The sequence below is a fragment of the Rhizobium sp. BK650 genome, from assembly GCF_014195325.1.
Taxonomy (GTDB): Bacteria; Pseudomonadota; Alphaproteobacteria; order Rhizobiales; family Rhizobiaceae; genus Rhizobium.
This window is the reverse complement of record NZ_JACIBK010000008.1, coordinates 98,546-116,306: the sequence shown is the minus strand read 5'-3', so window position 1 is coordinate 116,306 and position 17,761 is coordinate 98,546. Positions and strand designations below refer to the sequence as shown.

Below are 17,761 nucleotides of genomic sequence, written 5' to 3'. Positions count from 1 at the left end.
CGACCGCTGGCGTGGTTGCAGGTCTTATAGATAATTTCGTAAAGACTTGCCATACCGACGAAGGTCAAAATTGGACATTTTTTGAGCCTGCCCGAGAGCGTAACCAAGAAAGAGCCGATGCATGCATCTGACCGCTGAAAATCTGGCTGCCCGGCGCGGGGAAGATCTGATTTTCGTTAACGTTTCCTTTCACTTGCAGGCCGGCGAAGCGCTTATTCTGACGGGTAAAAACGGATCGGGAAAATCCACTTTATTGCGTGTGGTGGCAGGCCTTTTGAAGCCTGAAAAGGGCTCTGTGACAGTCATCGATTCCCTCGGTGGCGAGAGCGGCCCGGCAGCCGAAGCGAGCCACTACCTTGGTCATCAAAATGCGATGAAGAATGAACTTACGGTTGCAGAGAATCTGGATTTCTGGCGATCGTTCCTGGGACCCGGCAAAGTCGGAGGCCTGAGCATCGAAGCAGCAGCAGAAGCCGTCGGCCTTCCCGGCATCACCCATCTTCCCTTCGGCTATCTCTCCGCTGGCCAGCAGCGCCGCTTTGCCTTCGCCAAGCTCTTGGTCGCACATCGCCCGATCTGGATCCTCGACGAGCCGACGGCAGCACTCGATGCCAGCGCAGACAAATTGTTCGCCGGACTGATCGAAACGCACCGCCGGGAAGGTGGCATTGTGATCGCCGCAACGCATCAGCCGCTTGGGCTCGAAAATGCCGGAGAATTACGCATGACCGGTTTTGCCGGGGTCGACCCGGGAGTATGGGGATGATCGCCCTTTTCCTTCGCGATCTCAGGCTTTCCATTCGTGCCGGCGGTGGCGCCTTGATCGGCATTCTTTTCTTCCTGACAATCGTCACCGTTATTCCCTTCGCCGTCGGGCCTGATCTTGCGCTGCTTTCGCGCATCGGGCCGGCGATCGTCTGGATCGGTGCGTTGCTTGCGGCTCTTCTCGGACTTGACCGCCTCTTCCAGGCCGAGCGCGACGACGGCTCACTCGATCTGATGCTGATGCAGGAAACGCCGCTGGTACTGACCGTGCTCACCAAATGCGCGGCGCACTGGACGGCAACCAGCCTGCCGCTCGTCATCGCCTCACCATTGCTCGGCCTCTTCATGAACATGAACGAGACGGCAATCGGTGCGACCATGCTCACACTCCTCGTTGGCTCGCCGGCGATTACCTTTATCGGCGCCGTCGGCGCGGCCGTCGCCGTCGCGCTGCCGCGTGGCGGCCTGCTGGTCTCTGTCCTCATCCTGCCGCTGACAATTCCCGTGCTGATCTTCGGCGTCAGCGCCACCTACGCAGCGGTCGCGGGGCCATCACCCTTCCTGCCGCCGTTTCTGATCCTCATCGCCCTGACGCTGTTCTTCGCCGTCATCGGTCCGGCTGCGGCCGCGCTTGCGCTCAGAAACACGGCGGATTGATCGGCGCTTCGATTGCGGCTCCGGGCGGATCAAGGTAATGAAGCGGATATGAGCGAAACGAGCTTTGCCATCAGCAAATTCAGTGATCTCGCCAACCCGACGCGGTTTCTGGCGCTGGCATCGCGCGTCATTCCATGGCTGGCCGGCATCACGGCCCTCTGTTTTACCATCGGGCTCTATCTGAGCTTCTCGACCGAAGGCGACTATCAGCAGGGCGAGACGGTGCGCATCATGTATGTGCACGTGCCCTCTGCCTGGCTCTCCATGCTGTGCTATACGATCATGAGCATTTCGGCGATCGGCACGCTCGTCTGGCGCCACCCACTGGCGGATGTGTCGGCGAAAGCTGCGGCGCCGCTCGGTGCTGCCTTCACCTTGCTTGCGCTGGTCACCGGCTCGCTCTGGGGTAAACCCATGTGGGGCACATGGTGGGTCTGGGACGCGCGGCTGACCTCCGTCTTCATTCTCTTCCTGATGTATCTCGGCCTGATCGCGTTGAACCGCGCCATGGATGAGCCCTCAAAGGCTGCGCGCGTTACCGCGGTCCTCACCCTTGTCGGTTTCGTCAATATTCCGATCATCAAGTTCTCGGTCGATTGGTGGAATACGCTGCATCAATCGGCAAGCGTCATGCGCCTAGACGGCCCGGCGATCGATCCGGAATTCCTGCGCCCGCTCCTCATCATGGCCATCGCCTTCACCCTGCTCTTCTTCACGCTGCATCTGATGGCGATGAGGAACGAGATCTGGCGCCGCCGTATCGCCTCTCAGCGCCGTATCGCTGCCCGTATGGCAGGCCGGGAGGAATAGGGGATGAGCTCCTACGCTTTTTATGTCTATGGCTCCTATGGTTTTGCCGCCCTCGTTACGATTGCGGTGACGCTCTGGACCTGGTCGGACGGGCGCGCGCGCCGGAAGGAATTGGCAGCACTCGAAGCCGTCGGCATCCGCCGCCGTTCCACCCGATCGAAGGACGGCAAATGAGCGAGGCTCCACAAGAGAATAGACCGAAGAGCCGCGGCGCCAGCCGCTATGCGCTTGCCCTGGTCCCGCTGCTCGTCTTCGGGGGCATTGCCGCGACCGCCGCGAAGATGCTCTATGACCAGGATTTCCACGGCAAGAATATCGCCGAAATACCGTCCGCGTTGATCGGCACGAAAGCGCCGTCGCTGAATCTGCCACCGCTTGAAGGTTCCCACCTCCCGGCGCTGACGGATGAGGCGATCAAGGGCAAGCTCACCCTCGTCAACGTCTTCGCCTCCTGGTGCATTCCCTGCCGCGACGAACATCCCCTCCTCAAGCGGCTGGCCGAGGATGGACGACTGAACATTGTCGCGATTAATTACAAAGATAAGAACGACAACGCCCTGCGTTTCCTCGGCGAACTCGGCAACCCCTATCACGCCATCGGCATCGATCCGAACGGCAAGGCGGCGATCGACTGGGGCGTCTATGGCATTCCGGAAAGCTATCTCGTCGGGCCCGATGGCACGATCATCTACAAGCGCGTCGGCCCCTTCGACGATATCAGCCTGAAGGAAGGCCTTTTCCCGGCAATGGAAAAGGCACTCGGCAAGCCGGTTTCCTAAGCCCCGCCCTGCCAGACCTTGATCGCCTCGACAGGCCAGATCAGCATCAGGACGTTGAGCGTCAGATTGTCCCGGATCATGTAGCCCGTGAATATCTCGAAGAAGATGGCAATGGCAATCGTCAGCACCACTGGGGCTCTTGAGGCGAAGAAGAAGCCGACAGCCATGAAGATCGTATCCATGGCCGAGTTGATGATGCTGTCGCCGTAATAGTCGAGCGAGATCGTCGCGGTGCGATAGCGATCGATGATCAGAGGCGAATTCTCCAGAAGCTCCCAGCCGGATTCGACGAGCATGGCCAGAAGCAGACGCGCCGCAAGCGGCTTGCCGCGAAGCAGGAGATGCCCAAGCCCGTAAAACAGGAAACCGTGGATGATATGCGACGGCGTGTACCAGTCGGACAGATGCTGGGAATTGCCGCTGGAGTTGACCGTGCCTTCCCAGAGCTTGACGTAGCCGCAGGTGCAGATCGGCACCCGACCCATCATATATTCGGCAACGATCTGGACGACCAGAACCGCGAGGCAAGCAGAAAACCAGAATATCTGATTCGGTGAACGGTCGGTGCTTTCTATAGCGGTCACTTTTCGCTTTCAGCCTCGGGGGAAATGCTGTGCTTCAGCACCAGCGGCATCTGCGCCATCGTGAAGATGATGGTGATCGGCATCGTGCCCCAGACCTTGAAGGCGATCCAGAAATTGTCCGAGAAATTGCGCCAGACCACTTCATTCAGCACCGCGAGAAAGAGAAAGAAGATGCCCCACCGAATCGTCAGCTTGCGCCAGCCTTCGGCATCGAGCTGGAAGGCTGCGTTGAAGACATAGCCGAGCAGCGACTTGCCAAAGGCAAGGCCACCGAGCAGGGTAAAGCCGAAGAGCGCATTGACGATTGTCGGCTTCATCTTGATGAAAGTTTCGTTCTGCAGCCAGATCGACAGCGAGCCAAAGATCAGGACGACGATGCCGGAAACAAAAGGCATGATCGGCAGATGGCCGAGGACGATTTTGGAAACCAGGAGCGAGATGATCGTCGCCGCCATGAAAAGACCGGTCGCCACGAAAAGCGGGCCACCGAGCTCAGCCAGGGCCGGAAAGCGTCCAACCAGCCATTCGCCACGTAAGTTGGCAAAAAAGAAGACCAGAAGCGGCCCCAATTCCAGCGCCAGTTTCAGAAGCGGATGATGCCGGTCTGCGGCACTGGGGGTGATATCGCTTTCAGTCGTCATACTTCTTCAAACCTACTTTTTCTTACAATGCTTGCGAGCCATCGACGGCTAATCTGTGGCATTACGGCCCAATGCCGGCAATAGCCTGCGCAAAATCCTCGGCCTCGAACGGTTCGAGATCGTCAACCCCTTCGCCGACACCGATGAAGTAGACCGGCAGTTTATGCTTTGCGGAGATCGCTACCAGAATGCCGCCGCGCGCCGTCCCGTCAAGCTTGGTCATGATCAGCCCACTGACACCGGCGACATTGCGGAATATCTCGACCTGACTGAGCGCATTCTGGCCCGTCGTTGCGTCGAGCGTCTGGAGAACGGTATGCGGCGCATCCGGATCGAGCTTGCCGAGCACGCGCACGATCTTCTCGAGCTCAGCCATCAGCTCCGCCTTGTTCTGCAGGCGGCCTGCCGTGTCGATGATGAGCACATCGCATTTTCTGGCTTTCGCCTGCTCGAATGCGTCATAGGCAAGGCCCGCTGCATCCGCACCGAGCTTGGTACCGATGAATTCGGACTTCGTGCGATCGGCCCAGATCTTTAGCTGCTCGATGGCGGCAGCGCGGAAAGTGTCGCCCGCAGCCAGCATGACCTTGAGGCCGGCGCCGGAAAGCTTGGCCGCCAGCTTGCCGATCGTCGTGGTCTTACCGGTGCCGTTGACGCCAACGACAAGAATGACATGCGGCTTGTGTGAAAGATCAAGCTGCAGCGGCTTGGCAACCGGCTTCAATACCTTGGCGATTTCGCTCGCCATGATGCGGCTGACATCTTCGCCGGTCACATCCTTGCCGTAGCGTTCCGCGGCGAGCGTATCGGTCACGCGCATCGCCGTCTCGACGCCGAGATCGGCCTGGATTAGCAAATCCTCGAGATCCTGCAGTGTCTCGTCATCGAGCTTGCGCTTCGTGAAGAGCGCGGCAATCTGGCCAGTGAGCTGCGAGGAGGTGCGCGCGAGGCCATTACGCAGGCGCTGGAACCAGGAAAGTCTCGGCTGCGGAGTGACCTCAGGCTCGGGTTCAGCGACCGGTCCGGTGGCAAAGCCTCTGGGAAGGATGGGATTCGGCGCCGATTCGGCGGGGGTGACATCCCCCTCTGTCCTGCCGGACATCTCTCCCACAAGGGGGGAGATTGGCAAGGATTCAGAATCCTGCACTACATCAGCGGGAATTTCCCGGGCGTGGTGAGTCGGAATCTCTTCCGGAAATGTCTCGGTTGGCTCGACTCTGCCTTCCTCTCTCAAGGCAGCGTTATCCTCCAAACGATGTCCCTCCTTGTGGGGGAGATGATCGGAAGGGACAGAGAGGAGTGCTGCCGCAGCGTCATCTGCATTCGCTTCCGCCTCGGCTTCCAACAACGGCAGAGGGACAACGGCCATGTCGCCCAGATCATCGGCAGTAGGGAGTAATTCCGACGGGGCTTCAACCGGTTCTTGCTCCGCGACAGCTTCCTCGACATCTGCTGCCGGGCCTCCAGCCGTATCCATTTCCTCGGCAAGGACCGGATCGCCAGCAACAGGCAGGTCTTCGTCGCGCGAACGCGGCTCCAGCTCCTTATCCACGGCATCCGGCACAGGTTCTTCCGCCGGCTTGCCGAAGGTGAAGACCTTTTTGATGAAACTGAGTGCCATGAAGCTATCCGTGAAGTCAGGCCGCAGCGGCAGCCGTCAATTGCATGTCGAGATGCTTGCCATTGTGCCCAGTGATCATCGCTTCGACGATATCGCGTGGACGAAGACCGGGCACGGCAACCAGCGTGAAGTTTTCCGTATGGGCAAGACCGTTATTTTCCACCAGCAGCCATTGCCGCGTTCCGACCATCTTGTCCAGATGGCGCTGGTGCAGCATCTGTCCAGTGGCGCGGAGCCGAGCGGCGCGATCCTTGATGAACGAACGATCGAGCTGAGGCATGCGTGCGGCCGGCGTGCCGGGCCGCGGGCTGTAGGGAAAGACATGCAGATGCGCGATGTCGGCCTCTTCCACCAACTGTACCGCATTCGCAAACATATCCTCGGTCTCGGTCGGAAACCCGGCGATCATGTCGGCGCCGAAGCTCATCTCCGGCCGCAGGCGACGCACATCTTCGATGAAGCGAAGGGCGTCGGCGCGCAGGTGGCGGCGTTTCATCCGCTTCAGGATCAGGTCGTCACCATGCTGCAGAGACAGATGCAGATGCGGCATGAAGCGCGGCTCATCGGCGATGAGATCCATGAGGTGACGATCTGCCTCGATACTGTCGATCGAAGAGAGCCGCAGGCGACGGATATCCGGCACTTGCTTCAAGAGCGTCTTCGCGAGGAGACCGAGCGTCGGCTCGCCAGGAAGGTCTGCACCATAGCTCGTTGCATCGACGCCGGTCAGTACGATTTCACAGTACCCGCTTTCGACGAGATGGCGCGCCTGATCGACTATAGCGCCCATCGGCACGGAACGCGAATTGCCGCGGCCATAAGGGATGACGCAGAAAGTGCAGCGATGGTCGCAACCGTTCTGCACCTGGATGAAAGCGCGCACGTGACCATCGATATGCTTGACCATCTGCGGCGCTGTGTGGCGCACGCTCATGATATCGTTGACGCGCAGCTTCTCTTCGGCCGAAACGCCGAAATCCGGAAGTGCGCGATAAGAAGCTGCCTTCAACTTCTCTTCATTGCCGAGAACGGCATCAACCTCGGGCATTTCTGCGAAGGTCTGCTTCTCCGTCTGGGCAGCACAGCCGGTGACGATGATGCGGGCATGGGGATTGTCGCGGCGCGCGCGGCGGATCGCCTGGCGTGCCTGGCGCACAGCCTCGCCCGTCACAGCGCAGGTATTAACCAGAATCGCATTGTTGAGCCCGGCCGCTTCCGCCTGCGATCTCATGACTTCGGATTCATAGGTATTGAGACGACAGCCGAAGGTGATGACCTCTACGCCGCTCACAGCGCTTCCGCTCCGAGCGCGGCATCGCGCGACCACGTGCCGCTGGACGGATCAACCATGCCGGACCATTCCCATTCGGCAGGACCAGTCATGACGACATGATCATCCTCGCGCCACTCGATGGTCAACGGCTGGCGGATCGGGCTTGAGGCAACATCGATCGTCACTCTGCGACGAGTGCGACCGGTGCGCGCCGCACTGACTGCAGAGGCACACGCGGCCGACCCGCAGGCAAGCGTCAGGCCCGCGCCACGCTCCCAGGTGCGCGTGCGCAGCGCCGAATCCGAAATCACCTGCGCCAGTGTGATATTGGCTTTTTCCGGAAAAACCGGATGGTTTTCGAGCAGCGGCCCGAAACGTTCCAGATCGAAGCTCATAGGATCGCGGTCAACCCAGAATATCGCATGCGGATTGCCCATGGACATGGCCGAAGGCGAATGCAGCACCGGGTTGTCGATCGGCCCGATCTGCAGCTCGATGCGGCTTGTGTCGTGGAATTCCTCGGCGAGCGGAATGCGGTCCCATTCGAAGACCGGCTTGCCCATATCCACAGAGATCGTCCCGTCCTCATGCTCGACCGCATTCAGGATGCCGGCGACCGTCTGGAAGGTGAAGGCCTTCTTGCCGGTTTCGGTCGCCAGAGCCTGCACCACGCAACGCGTACCGTTGCCGCAAGCCTGCGCCTTGGAACCGTCCGAATTGAGGATATCGATATAGGCATCGGTACCTTGCGCCCTTGGATCATGGATCGCCATGATCTGGTCGAACTGCGTCTCGGCATCGGCATTAAGTGCGATCGCAGCCTGCGGCGTCACCTTGTCGTTCCGTCCGCGCATATTGATAACCAGGATCTTGTTACCAAGCCCGTTCATCTTCGCGAATTCGACCGTGTTGCTCATCTGACTATTTCCGCTGCGTTTCGGCTGTATATGGCGGAAATGCACGCGGATTACCAGTGGGTGAGCACCAAGCGAGGTTTACCCTCTTGCCGCACATGCGGGCGAGACACCGCGAATTCAGAACAGACGCGGCGCCCTAGAGAAGCCGGGCAAATTCAGATTTAGCGTAGCAAGCCATCGGAACTGACAGATGCCGCATGGGCTTCGACGATGGCAGCGGTGATGACCTTTCTGAGCTCATAGACCAACAAGCGGGATCGTTTACGATCCAGATCCTGTGCGGCTTTGGCCAGATTCAGGCCTTCGTTCAGGACTATAGTATGGGCACGCGCCAGCGCCCAGCTTTCGATATCCGGGTTTATCATTTGATATCTCCGCCGATTCATTCGGCATCAAGGATATTCGCGAATCATTTTACAGGATGTACTTGAACAGAAAGTAGAATCAGAAGCGGAGTATTTTGCAACTGGCCTTTTGAGGCAATTCAGGGCGCTGATTGACATATTTTTCCTTTAAAACTCGAAACAGCGCCGAATTTTTAAAAGATGGGATATCGCATAAATGTGTACTGACCTTGCTGCGGCCGATTGGCTGACGGAATCTGCACCGGGCCTCCTGCCTTACGCTTCGGAAAATCCGCCCGCGACAGCGCCTGACGCATTCGCCTTGACTTTCGCGTCGCTTTCCTGTTTATCGCGCCCAATCCGCGACGAGTAACAGACTCCGAGCCGCCGACCGGGACTGGATTCCGGAGGTCAACACCCGACAGCGCGTGGCGCCCTCGGGTGCTTTTTGGCTTTGCGTCTTGTTTTCGTCAAGGAAAAGCACGACGTTTCGGACATCCTAAAACTCCCCGAAACGTATCAAGGAAGAGCCGATGTTTGAGAACCTCCAAGACCGTCTTGGTTCCATCCTGAATGGACTGACAGGCCGTGGCGCGCTTTCGGAAAGTGATGTTTCCGCGGCGCTGCGGGAGGTTCGCCGTGCCCTTCTGGAAGCCGACGTTTCTCTTGAGGTCGTCCGCTCTTTTACCGACCGCGTCCGTGAGAAAGCCGTCGGCGCCGAGATCCTGAAATCGATCAAGCCCGGCCAGATGGTCGTCAAGATCGTCCACGACGAGCTGATCGAGATGCTCGGCGGCGAAGGCGTTGGCGTCGACCTTCATGCCGCCGCCCCTGTCGTCATCATGATGGTCGGCCTGCAGGGCTCCGGCAAGACGACGACGACGGCAAAGATCGCCAACCGCCTGACGACGCGCGAGAAGAAGAAGGTGCTGATGGCATCGCTCGACACGCGCCGTCCGGCTGCGCAGGAGCAGCTTCGCCAGCTCGGCGCCCAGGCCAATGTGGACACGCTGCCGATCATTGCCGGCCAGTCGCCGACCGATATCGCCGCCCGCGCCGTTCAGGCCGCAAAACTCGGCGGTCATGACGTCGTCATTCTCGATACCGCCGGTCGCACCCACATCGACGAGCCCTTGATGGTCGAAATGGCCGACATCAAGAAAAAATCGAACCCGCACGAAATCCTGCTGGTCGCCGATAGCTTGACCGGTCAGGACGCCGTCAACCTCGCTCGGAGTTTCGATGAGCGTGTCGGCATTACCGGCCTCGTCCTGACCCGCATGGACGGCGACGGTCGCGGCGGCGCAGCTCTTTCCATGCGCGCCGTCACTGGCAAGCCGATCAAGCTGATCGGCGTCGGCGAACGGATGGGCGAGCTGGAGGAATTCCATCCCCGCCGTATCGCCGACCGTATCCTTGGCATGGGCGATATCGTCTCGCTCGTCGAAAAGGCTGCCGAAAATATTGATGCCGAAAAGGCGGCCGCCATGGCCGCCAAGATGGCTAAGGGTAAGTTCGACCTGAACGACCTCGCCGACCAGCTGAAGCAGATGCAAAAGATGGGCGGTATGGGTGGCATCATGGGCCTAATGCCCGGCATGGCCGGCATGAAGGACAAGATGGCCGCCGCCGGCCTCGATGATCGCCTCTTCAAGCGCCAGCTCGCTATCATTTCCTCGATGACCAAGGCGGAACGCTCCAATCCCGACCTTCTCAAGCATTCGCGCAAGAAGCGGATCGCCGCCGGCTCCGGTACCGATGCCGCCGACATCAACAAACTTCTGAAGATGCACCGCCAGATGGCGGACATGATGAAGATGATGGGCGGCAAGGGCAAAGGCGGCATGATGAAGCAGATGATGGGCGGCCTTGCCGGCAAGATGGGGCTGGGGGGCCTCGGCGGCATGGGCGGTATGCCCGATCTCTCGAATATCGACCCGAAACAGCTGGAAGCCCTGCAGAAGCAGGCGGAAGCGGCGGGTCTCGGAAAGCCGGGTGGGGGCATGCCCGGTCTAGGCGGAGGCTTGCCGGGCGGATTGCCCGGTCTTGGTGGCGCAAAGCTGCCGGGCCTCGGTGGTGGTTTCCCGGGTCTGCCCGGATTGCCGAAGAAGAAGTGAAAGGATCGCCTGCCCCATGATTGATCCAGACATCAAAGCCCAGCTTTCGAGCTACCGCCAGTCGATCGACAATATCGATGCGGCGCTCGTTCACATCCTGGCCGAACGTTTCCGCTGCACCAAAGAGGTCGGCGTGCTGAAGGCCAAGTACAAATTGCCGCCGGCCGATCCGGCGCGCGAGGAATACCAGATCAGCCGTCTTCGTCAGCTTGCTGAAGACGCGCATCTGGACCCGGATTTCGCCGAGAAGTTTCTGAACTTCATCATCAAGGAAGTCATCCGGCATCATGAGCAGATCGCTGCGGACCACGCTGAACAGAGCGCCGCAGCCCGATAACCGATACCGCACAACGAAGCGGTTCAAGAAAAGCCTAAGGAGTAAAGAAAATGGCACTGAAAATTCGTCTCGCACGCGGTGGTTCCAAGAAGCGCCCGTACTATCACGTCGTTCTCGCCGATGCCCGTAGCCCGCGCGACGGCCGCTTCCTTGAGAACCTCGGTTCCTGGAACCCGATGCTCGCCAAGGACGATGAGAAGCGCGTTCAGTTGAACGGAGAGCGCATCAAGCACTGGCTCGACCAGGGCGCCCTGCCGACCGACCGCGTCCTGCGCTTCCTCGACGAAGCCGGCATCTCCAAGCGCGAAGCTCGCAATAACCCGGAAAAGGCAAAGCCGGGCAAGAAGGCTCAGGAGCGTGCTGCCGAGAAGGCTCAGAAGGCTGCTGACGCCGCCGAAGCTGCTGCTTCTGCCGAATAATCGATTTTCGATCCGATCTAAACGGGCGGCATGGCGACATGGCGCCCGTTTTCGTTTCCATTCCCATGCACTTCGTTTAAGAGAAGCGTGATCTTGGCTTCTTGCCTGCGTTCGAATGAAGGAACCCATGACCAAGCTTGAAAATCCGGTGCTGATGGCGACGATCGGCGGCGCACAAGGCATTCGCGGCGAGGTGCGTGTGAAAGCCTACACGGCCGATCCAACCGCGCTCGGCGACTACGGCCATCTGCACAGCATGGATGGCCGCAGCTTCGAGATTCTGGAGCTACGCGAGGCAAAGAACATAGTCGTAGTCCGCTTCCGCGGCATCAACGATCGAAACGCTGCCGAAGCGCTGAACGGGCTGGAGCTCTATGTCGAACGCGACAACCTGTCGGATGAGGAGTTGGAAGATGACGAGTTCTTCTATGCCGACCTGGAGGGATTGGAAGCCTTCGACGATCAGGGTGTCAGCTACGGAACGGTTACCGGCGTCTTCGATTTCGGCGCCGGCGATCTCCTGGAGCTCAAAGGCCCGGGCAAGCGCCCCGTGCTGATTCCTTTCTCGGAAGCCTCCGTGCTGGAAATAGACCTCGAAGCCGGCAAGCTGCTGATCGATCCACTTGCGGCAGGCCTTGTGGACGATCCTGATGACCTGAAGGGCCTCACCGCAGGCAAGCCGAAGAAAAAGAAGTAATCGCCATGGCTTTCCGGGCGACCGTGCTGACACTCTATCCGGAAATGTTTCCGGGCCATCTGGGCTTTTCGCTCGCTGGCAAGGCAGCCGAGCGCGGACAATGGTCGCTCGATACCGTGCAAATCCGCGATTTCGCAACTGACAAACACCGCACCGTCGATGACACGCCGGCCGGCGGCGGCGCAGGCATGGTGCTGAAGCCTGACGTGCTTGCCCGCGCGATCGACAGCGCATCTGAAAACGACAACCGCCCGCGCCTTCTGATGAGCCCGCGCGGCAAGCCGCTGACGCAGGAGCGAGTGCGCGAGCTTGCGGCGGGCGAGGGGGTGATCATCGTCTGCGGCCGTTTCGAAGGTATCGATCAACGGGTGATCGAGGCGCGCGAACTCGAGGAAGTCTCGATCGGCGATTATGTGCTTTCCGGTGGCGAACCGGCCGCGCTGATCGTGCTCGACGCGATCGTGCGCATTCTGCCGGGTGTCATGGGCAACGACCTCTCCGGTCTGCACGAAAGCTTCGAAGGCGGGCTTCTGGAACATCCGCACTACACGCGCCCGCAGGAGTGGGAAGGCCGCGAGATTCCGGCGATCCTGACTTCGGGCAATCATGGCGCGATCGAAAAATGGCGTCACGAACAGGCTGTTTCCTTGACCAGGGAAAGACGCCCCGAACTTCTGGCAACTCGGAAGGCCGGAAAAGACGGCTGATTTCACAAATTTGCCGTCCAAGGGATGACAAGCGGAAGTCTTTCGTGTATTGGCGCACCCGGAAATGGGGCTCGCCCCGTCTGCCAGCAAACAAAGAATGGCGAATCCGCTCCCGCCCGCAAGGGCAAACTCCGGAGGCATCGACCGAAGGATAAGTGTGAGCGCTCTGGCTGTTTCAGAAGAACCAAAGGTTAAGACGATGAACATCATTCAGCAGCTTGAGGCCGAACAGGCCGCCAAGATCGAAGCCAAGCGCACCCTTCCTGAATTCTCCCCGGGCGACACCGTCCGCGTCAACGTGAAGGTCACGGAAGGCAACCGTACCCGTGTTCAGGCCTATGAAGGCGTCTGCATCGCCCGTTCCGGCGGCGGTCTGCAGGAAAACTTCACGGTCCGCAAGATCTCCTACGGCGAAGGCGTCGAGCGCGTATTCCCGGTTTACTCCCCGCTGATCGAAAGCGTCGAAGTCGTTCGCCGCGGTAAGGTCCGTCGCGCCAAGCTCTACTACCTGCGCGACCGTCGCGGTAAGTCGGCTCGTATCGTCGAGAACACCGGCACCCGCGCCCGCAAGCTCAACGACGCCGAGCGTCAGGCTGTTGCCGATGAAAAGGCACGTATCGAAGCTGAAAAGGTTGCAGCAGCCCAGGCTCTCGCCGCCGAAAAGGCAGCAGCAGAAGCCGCTGAAGCAAAGGCCGCCGCAGAAGCTGCAGCTGCAGCCGCTGCTGAAGGCTCGGCTGAATAAGCACTCGCGAAAGCGAAAATCATTGCTTGGGAAAGGCGGTCTTTGGGCCGCCTTTCCTTTTTTGCGTTGATGCGCAGCGCATGCAGCCTTGCCATATCAGCATCTTCCATGACAATTCTGCCGTTCAAATATTGGGGAGCCACACCATGTTCTTTCGCCGCACCGTTCTCGCCGGCCTGACGGCCGTCATGCTTTCGCCGCTCGCAGCCTATGCCGCCGGCTTGCCGGACCTCGGCGGCAAGACCGTCGTTGTGGTGACGGAAAACGCCTACCCGCCGCTGCAATTCGTCGATCCCAAGTCGGGCAAGGCGATCGGCTGGGAATATGATGCGATGAACGAGATCTCCAAGCGGCTGAATTTCAAGGTCGAGTACCAGAACACCAGCTGGGATGCGATGATCCAGGCTGTCTCCGATGGTCAGTACAACATCGGCATGACCGGCATCACCATCAAGGACGATCGCAAGCAGAAGGTCGACTTCTCCGACCCCTACATGCGCTCTCAGCAGTTCATGCTGGTGCGCGGCGACGAAAAGCGCTTCACTGACGCCAAGAGCTTCGGCACCTTCAAGGACGGGCTGATCGGCGCGCAGCCAGGCACATCGCCTTTCTATACCGCCGTCTATGAGATCCTCGACGGCAATGAGCAGAACCCGCGCATCAAGCTCTTCGAAACCTTCGGCGCAACCGTACAGGCTTTGAAAACCGGCGACGTCGATCTCGTTCTGACCGACAGCGTCGCTGCAAAGGGTTATGTCGACTCCTCGAATGGCGGGCTGAAAGTTGTCGGAGAACCGCTCGGCACCGAAGACTTCGGCTTCATCTTCCCGAAGGGCTCCGATCTTGTCGCACCGGTGAACGCTGCGATCTCGGCACTCAAGGCCGACGGCACCTTTGATGCACTGAACAAAAAGTGGTTCCTCGATTACAAGATGGGCGAATAATCCCCCGCGCGATCGCAGATGGCACTACCACCATCCCCGCGACACGAGAAGGACGACCGCCCCTGGTGGCTGGCCGTCCTTGTCCTGATCGGCATCATCCTCGCCGCCGTCATCGTCACCAACGACATTTACGCGCAGGTCTTCCGCACCGTCGTCAATGGCGTCGGCATCACAGTATTCGTCACGCTCATCGCCTTTGTGCTGGCAACGGTGCTCGGCCTCGGCATCGCGCTGCTCGGCCTTTCCGACAGCATCGTGCTGCGCCAAATCGCCCGCTTCTATATCGAGATCATCAGGGGCATTCCCATCCTGGTGCTGCTCTTCTACATCGCTTTCGTCGGTGCGCCGGGTTTTGTCGCAGCCTATAACTTCGTAATAACACCCCTGGTGAAGGCGGGCCTGACGGAGCCGATCCTCGTACGCGACCTGTCACTGATGTGGCGCGCCATCATCGCCCTGATGATCGGCTATTCCTCCTTCATCGCCGAAATCTTCCGCGCTGGCTTCCAATCCGTCGATCTCGGTCAGATTGAGGCCGCCAAATCGCTCGGTCTGTCGCGCTACCGGCGGTTCCGGCTCGTCGTCTTTCCGCAAGCGATCCGGGTTATCTTCCCGCCGCTCTCCAATGATTTCGTCTCGATGGTGAAGGATAGTTCCCTCGTTTCCGTCCTCGGCGTCGCCGATATCACGCAGATGGGCAAAGTCTATGCCTCCGGCTCATTCCGCTTCTTCGAAACCTACTCGATCGTCACTTACATCTATCTGATCTTGACGATCGGTCTGTCGCTCTTCCTGCGGCGGATCGAGAAGAAGATGAAGCAGATGCCGCGGCGGTAAGCCGCTTCATGATTCGAATTGCCGTTTCGATCAAAAATCGCTATATCCAGCGCCATGGAATCCAAGTTCAGATGCATCGGGGCGCATATTTTCGTGCTGCAGGACCATTACCGCCTGCCGGCACGCTTCTTTGCGTCCGTTTCCGGTGCGCTCAACAGCCGACTTCGTTGATCGAATGACGGCCGGCGGAGCCTGTCCGCCATAACTCCAAATTCCATGCTCCAGCCAAAACGGACCATTAGCCATGAGCGCACCGCGTACCCTTTACGACAAGATCTGGGCCGACCATCTGGTCGACGAACAGGAAGACGGCACCTGTCTTCTCTACATCGACCGTCACCTGGTCCATGAAGTCACCTCGCCGCAGGCTTTCGAAGGCCTGCGCATGTCCGGCCGCAAAGTCCGGGCGCCGGAAAAGACGCTTGCCGTCGTCGACCACAACGTCCCCACGTCCGCTGATCGCCATCTCGGCATCAAGAACGAGGAAAGCCGCATTCAGGTCGAGCAACTGGCCAAGAATGCCGCCGAGTTCAACGTCGAATATTACTCCGAAAACGACAAGCGCCAGGGCATCGTCCACATCATCGGCCCGGAACAAGGTTTCACTCTACCGGGGATGACGATCGTCTGCGGCGATAGCCATACCTCCACGCATGGCGCCTTCGGCTCGCTCGCCCACGGTATCGGCACGTCTGAGGTCGAGCACGTTCTCGCGACCCAGACGCTGATCCAGAAGAAGGCCAAGAACATGCTGGTGCAGGTCGACGGCCAGCTGCCGCCGGGTGTCACCGCCAAGGATATCGTTCTTGCCATCATCGGCGAGATCGGCACTGCAGGCGGCACAGGCTACGTCATCGAATATGCCGGCGAAGCGATCCGCTCGCTGTCGATGGAAGGCCGCATGACGATCTGCAACATGTCGATCGAGGGCGGCGCCCGCGCCGGCCTGATCGCGCCTGACGAGGTCACCTTCGAATATATCAAGGGCAAGCCGCGCGCCCCGAAGGGCGAAGCATTGGAACAGGCGATCGCCTATTGGAAGACGCTGAAGTCGGACGAAGGCGCGCATTTCGACCGTATCGTCAAGCTGAACGCTGCCGAACTGCCGCCGATCGTCTCCTGGGGCTCCTCGCCTGAAGACGTGGTCTCGGTTCAGGGCACAGTGCCAAATCCCGACGAAATCCAGGACGAAACGAAGCGCGCCTCCAAGTGGCGCGCGCTTGACTATATGGGCCTGAAGCCGGGCACGAAGATGACCGACATTGCCGTCGACCGCGTCTTCATCGGCTCCTGCACCAACGGCCGTATAGAGGATCTGCGCGCCGCCGCCAAGGTTATTGAGGGCAAGACCGTTGCCTCGACCGTCAACGCCATGATCGTTCCCGGCTCCGGCCTGGTGAAGGAACAGGCAGAAGCTGAAGGCCTCGACAAGATCTTCAAGGCTGCCGGCTTCGACTGGCGCGAGCCGGGCTGCTCTATGTGCCTTGCCATGAACGACGACCGCCTGAAGCCGGGCGAACGTTGCGCCTCGACCTCGAACCGCAACTTCGAAGGCCGCCAGGGCTTCAAGGGTCGCACGCATCTCGTCTCGCCGGCCATGGCTGCAGCCGCAGCGATTGCCGGCCACTTCGTCGATATCCGAGAGTGGAAGTGATCTTCTTCCGATCTGGCATGACAAAGGCCCGGCGCTCACGTGTCGGGCCTTTTTACGAATTGGCAGAGAAAGCAGCGCCTAGAACGTCGCGGTATAAGGGTCCGGACCCATCCGGGCGCCGACGCTGTCGAGCTTGGCGATCGCCGCCATGTCTTCACCGTCCAGCTTGAAATCGAAGACGTCAAAGTTCTCCTCGATGCGCGACGGCGTTACCGATTTCGGGATGACGACAAGGCCGGTATCGATATGCCAGCGGATGATCACCTGAGCCGGGGTCTTACTGTGCTTGGCGGCAATCTGGCCGATGATCGGATTGGAAATGAAACGGCCCTGGCCGAGCGGGCTCCAGGATTCGGTGACGATGTTGAGCTTCTTATGCGCCTCCTGCGCCGCCTTCTGCTGAAAGTCCGGATGGAGCTCGATCTGGTTGATAACAGGAACAACGCCCGTATCGCCGATGATATGATCGAGATGATCGGGATAGAAATTCGATACGCCGATGGAGCGTACGCGGCCTTCTTCACGCAGGCGCACGAAAGCCTTCCAGGTTTCACGGTAGAGGCCCCGATGCGGCGACGGCCAGTGGATGAGGTAAAGATCGACATAGTCGCTTCCGAGCTTCTTGAGGCTGACGTCGAAAGCGCGCAGTGCATTGTCATAACCCTGGTCGGTATTGCGAAGTTTCGTGGTGACGAAGATATCTTTGCGGTCGATGCCAGAAGAACGAATGCCTTCGCCGACACCCTCTTCATTGTCATAGCCGGAAGCCGTGTCGATATGACGATAGCCCGCAGCAAGCGCAGTGCGCACAGTCGGAGCCGCGATATCCTGCGGCGTCTGCCAGACGCCGAGGCCTACCTGGGGAATGGAATGTCCGTCATGGAAAGTGATAATGGGCTGAGGGGTCACACTATAT

21 protein-coding genes are annotated in these 17,761 nt (G+C 59.6%); 14 read left to right on the top strand and 7 right to left on the bottom strand.

The annotated features are described in order from the left end of the window. Positions 1-121 precede the first annotated feature (121 nt). The 5 genes from ccmA to FHX15_RS19765 are packed head-to-tail and all read left to right on the top strand — an operon-like array spanning position 122 to position 3,011. Positions 122-766, top strand: coding sequence for a heme ABC exporter ATP-binding protein CcmA (gene ccmA / locus FHX15_RS19785; RefSeq protein WP_184400061.1), 645 nt, complete (start codon positions 122-124; stop codon positions 764-766). Then, positions 763-1,422: a heme exporter protein CcmB gene (gene ccmB, locus FHX15_RS19780; protein WP_184400060.1), complete on the top strand. Its 660-nt coding sequence runs from the start codon at positions 763-765 to the stop codon at positions 1,420-1,422. The genes ccmA and ccmB overlap by 4 nt, the downstream gene beginning before the upstream one ends. Before the next feature lie 48 nt (positions 1,423-1,470). Continuing rightward, positions 1,471-2,232 carry a heme ABC transporter permease gene (locus tag FHX15_RS19775; RefSeq protein WP_184400059.1) on the top strand — a complete coding sequence of 254 codons (762 nt, stop codon included), beginning with the start codon at positions 1,471-1,473 and terminating at the stop codon, positions 2,230-2,232. 3 nt (positions 2,233-2,235) lie between these two features. Next, positions 2,236-2,406: a heme exporter protein CcmD gene (gene ccmD / locus FHX15_RS19770; protein ID WP_184400058.1), complete on the top strand. Its 171-nt coding sequence runs from the start codon at positions 2,236-2,238 to the stop codon at positions 2,404-2,406. Then, the gene (locus tag FHX15_RS19765) at positions 2,403-3,011 is read left to right on the top strand and encodes a DsbE family thiol:disulfide interchange protein (protein WP_184400057.1); all 609 of its coding nucleotides are present in this window, start codon (positions 2,403-2,405) and stop codon (positions 3,009-3,011) included. Before ccmD ends, FHX15_RS19765 begins: the two co-directional genes overlap by 4 nt. Here the strand turns inward: FHX15_RS19765 and FHX15_RS19760 are convergent. The 6 genes from FHX15_RS19760 to FHX15_RS19735 form a co-directional block, all read right to left on the bottom strand. Next, positions 3,008-3,595 carry a DUF2585 domain-containing protein gene (locus FHX15_RS19760; protein WP_184400056.1) on the bottom strand — a complete coding sequence of 196 codons (588 nt, stop codon included), beginning with the start codon at positions 3,593-3,595 and terminating at the stop codon, positions 3,008-3,010. The two genes, FHX15_RS19765 and FHX15_RS19760, sit on opposite strands and share 4 nt — an antisense overlap. Beyond that, positions 3,592-4,236 (bottom strand): septation protein A, encoded by a 645-nt coding sequence (locus FHX15_RS19755; RefSeq protein WP_184400055.1) that lies wholly within the window; start codon positions 4,234-4,236, stop codon positions 3,592-3,594. The genes FHX15_RS19760 and FHX15_RS19755 overlap by 4 nt, the downstream gene beginning before the upstream one ends. Before the next feature lie 61 nt (positions 4,237-4,297). Further along, positions 4,298-5,857: a signal recognition particle-docking protein FtsY gene (ftsY, locus tag FHX15_RS19750; RefSeq protein ID WP_184400054.1), complete on the bottom strand. Its 1,560-nt coding sequence runs from the start codon at positions 5,855-5,857 to the stop codon at positions 4,298-4,300. Between the two features lie 16 nt (positions 5,858-5,873). After that, a complete protein-coding gene (gene mtaB, locus FHX15_RS19745) occupies positions 5,874-7,148 on the bottom strand; it encodes a tRNA (N(6)-L-threonylcarbamoyladenosine(37)-C(2))-methylthiotransferase MtaB (protein WP_184400053.1) in 1,275 nt (424 codons plus the stop codon). After that, complete coding sequence (gene dapF, locus FHX15_RS19740) at positions 7,145-8,047, bottom strand: diaminopimelate epimerase (RefSeq protein WP_184400052.1); 903 nt, start codon at positions 8,045-8,047, stop codon at positions 7,145-7,147. The genes mtaB and dapF overlap by 4 nt, the downstream gene beginning before the upstream one ends. A 161-nt stretch (positions 8,048-8,208) precedes the next feature. Further along, complete coding sequence (locus tag FHX15_RS19735) at positions 8,209-8,433, bottom strand: hypothetical protein (RefSeq protein WP_184400051.1); 225 nt, start codon at positions 8,431-8,433, stop codon at positions 8,209-8,211. Between the two features lie 491 nt (positions 8,434-8,924). Between FHX15_RS19735 and ffh the strand changes: the two genes are divergently transcribed. The 9 genes from ffh (at position 8,925) to leuC (ending at position 16,845) form a co-directional block, all read left to right on the top strand. Further along, complete coding sequence (gene ffh / locus FHX15_RS19730) at positions 8,925-10,508, top strand: signal recognition particle protein (RefSeq protein ID WP_184400050.1); 1,584 nt, start codon at positions 8,925-8,927, stop codon at positions 10,506-10,508. Positions 10,509-10,524: 16 nt separating this feature from the next. Beyond that, positions 10,525-10,845, top strand: a complete 321-nt coding sequence (locus tag FHX15_RS19725) for a chorismate mutase (protein WP_184400049.1) — start codon at positions 10,525-10,527, stop codon at positions 10,843-10,845. A 50-nt stretch (positions 10,846-10,895) separates the two neighbouring features. Further along, a complete protein-coding gene (rpsP, locus tag FHX15_RS19720; RefSeq protein ID WP_132655818.1) occupies positions 10,896-11,264 on the top strand; it encodes a 30S ribosomal protein S16 in 369 nt (122 codons plus the stop codon). A 127-nt stretch (positions 11,265-11,391) separates the two neighbouring features. Next, positions 11,392-11,961 carry a ribosome maturation factor RimM gene (rimM, locus tag FHX15_RS19715; protein ID WP_184400048.1) on the top strand — a complete coding sequence of 190 codons (570 nt, stop codon included), beginning with the start codon at positions 11,392-11,394 and terminating at the stop codon, positions 11,959-11,961. A 5-nt stretch (positions 11,962-11,966) separates the two neighbouring features. After that, positions 11,967-12,668: a tRNA (guanosine(37)-N1)-methyltransferase TrmD gene (gene trmD, locus FHX15_RS19710; protein WP_184400047.1), complete on the top strand. Its 702-nt coding sequence runs from the start codon at positions 11,967-11,969 to the stop codon at positions 12,666-12,668. A gap of 199 nt (positions 12,669-12,867) precedes the next feature. After that, the gene (gene rplS, locus FHX15_RS19705; protein ID WP_132655824.1) at positions 12,868-13,410 is read left to right on the top strand and encodes a 50S ribosomal protein L19; all 543 of its coding nucleotides are present in this window, start codon (positions 12,868-12,870) and stop codon (positions 13,408-13,410) included. A 146-nt stretch (positions 13,411-13,556) separates the two neighbouring features. Continuing rightward, positions 13,557-14,354, top strand: coding sequence for a basic amino acid ABC transporter substrate-binding protein (locus FHX15_RS19700; protein WP_184400046.1), 798 nt, complete (start codon positions 13,557-13,559; stop codon positions 14,352-14,354). Between the two features lie 18 nt (positions 14,355-14,372). After that, the gene (locus FHX15_RS19695; protein ID WP_184400045.1) at positions 14,373-15,191 is read left to right on the top strand and encodes an amino acid ABC transporter permease; all 819 of its coding nucleotides are present in this window, start codon (positions 14,373-14,375) and stop codon (positions 15,189-15,191) included. Positions 15,192-15,435: 244 nt separating this feature from the next. Beyond that, positions 15,436-16,845, top strand: a complete 1,410-nt coding sequence (gene leuC / locus FHX15_RS19690) for a 3-isopropylmalate dehydratase large subunit (protein WP_184400044.1) — start codon at positions 15,436-15,438, stop codon at positions 16,843-16,845. Positions 16,846-16,923: 78 nt separating this feature from the next. Here leuC and FHX15_RS19685 read toward each other — a convergent pair whose 3' ends face one another. Further along, positions 16,924-17,754, bottom strand: coding sequence for an aldo/keto reductase (locus FHX15_RS19685; RefSeq protein ID WP_184400043.1), 831 nt, complete (start codon positions 17,752-17,754; stop codon positions 16,924-16,926). Between the last annotated feature and the right edge of the window lie 7 nt (positions 17,755-17,761).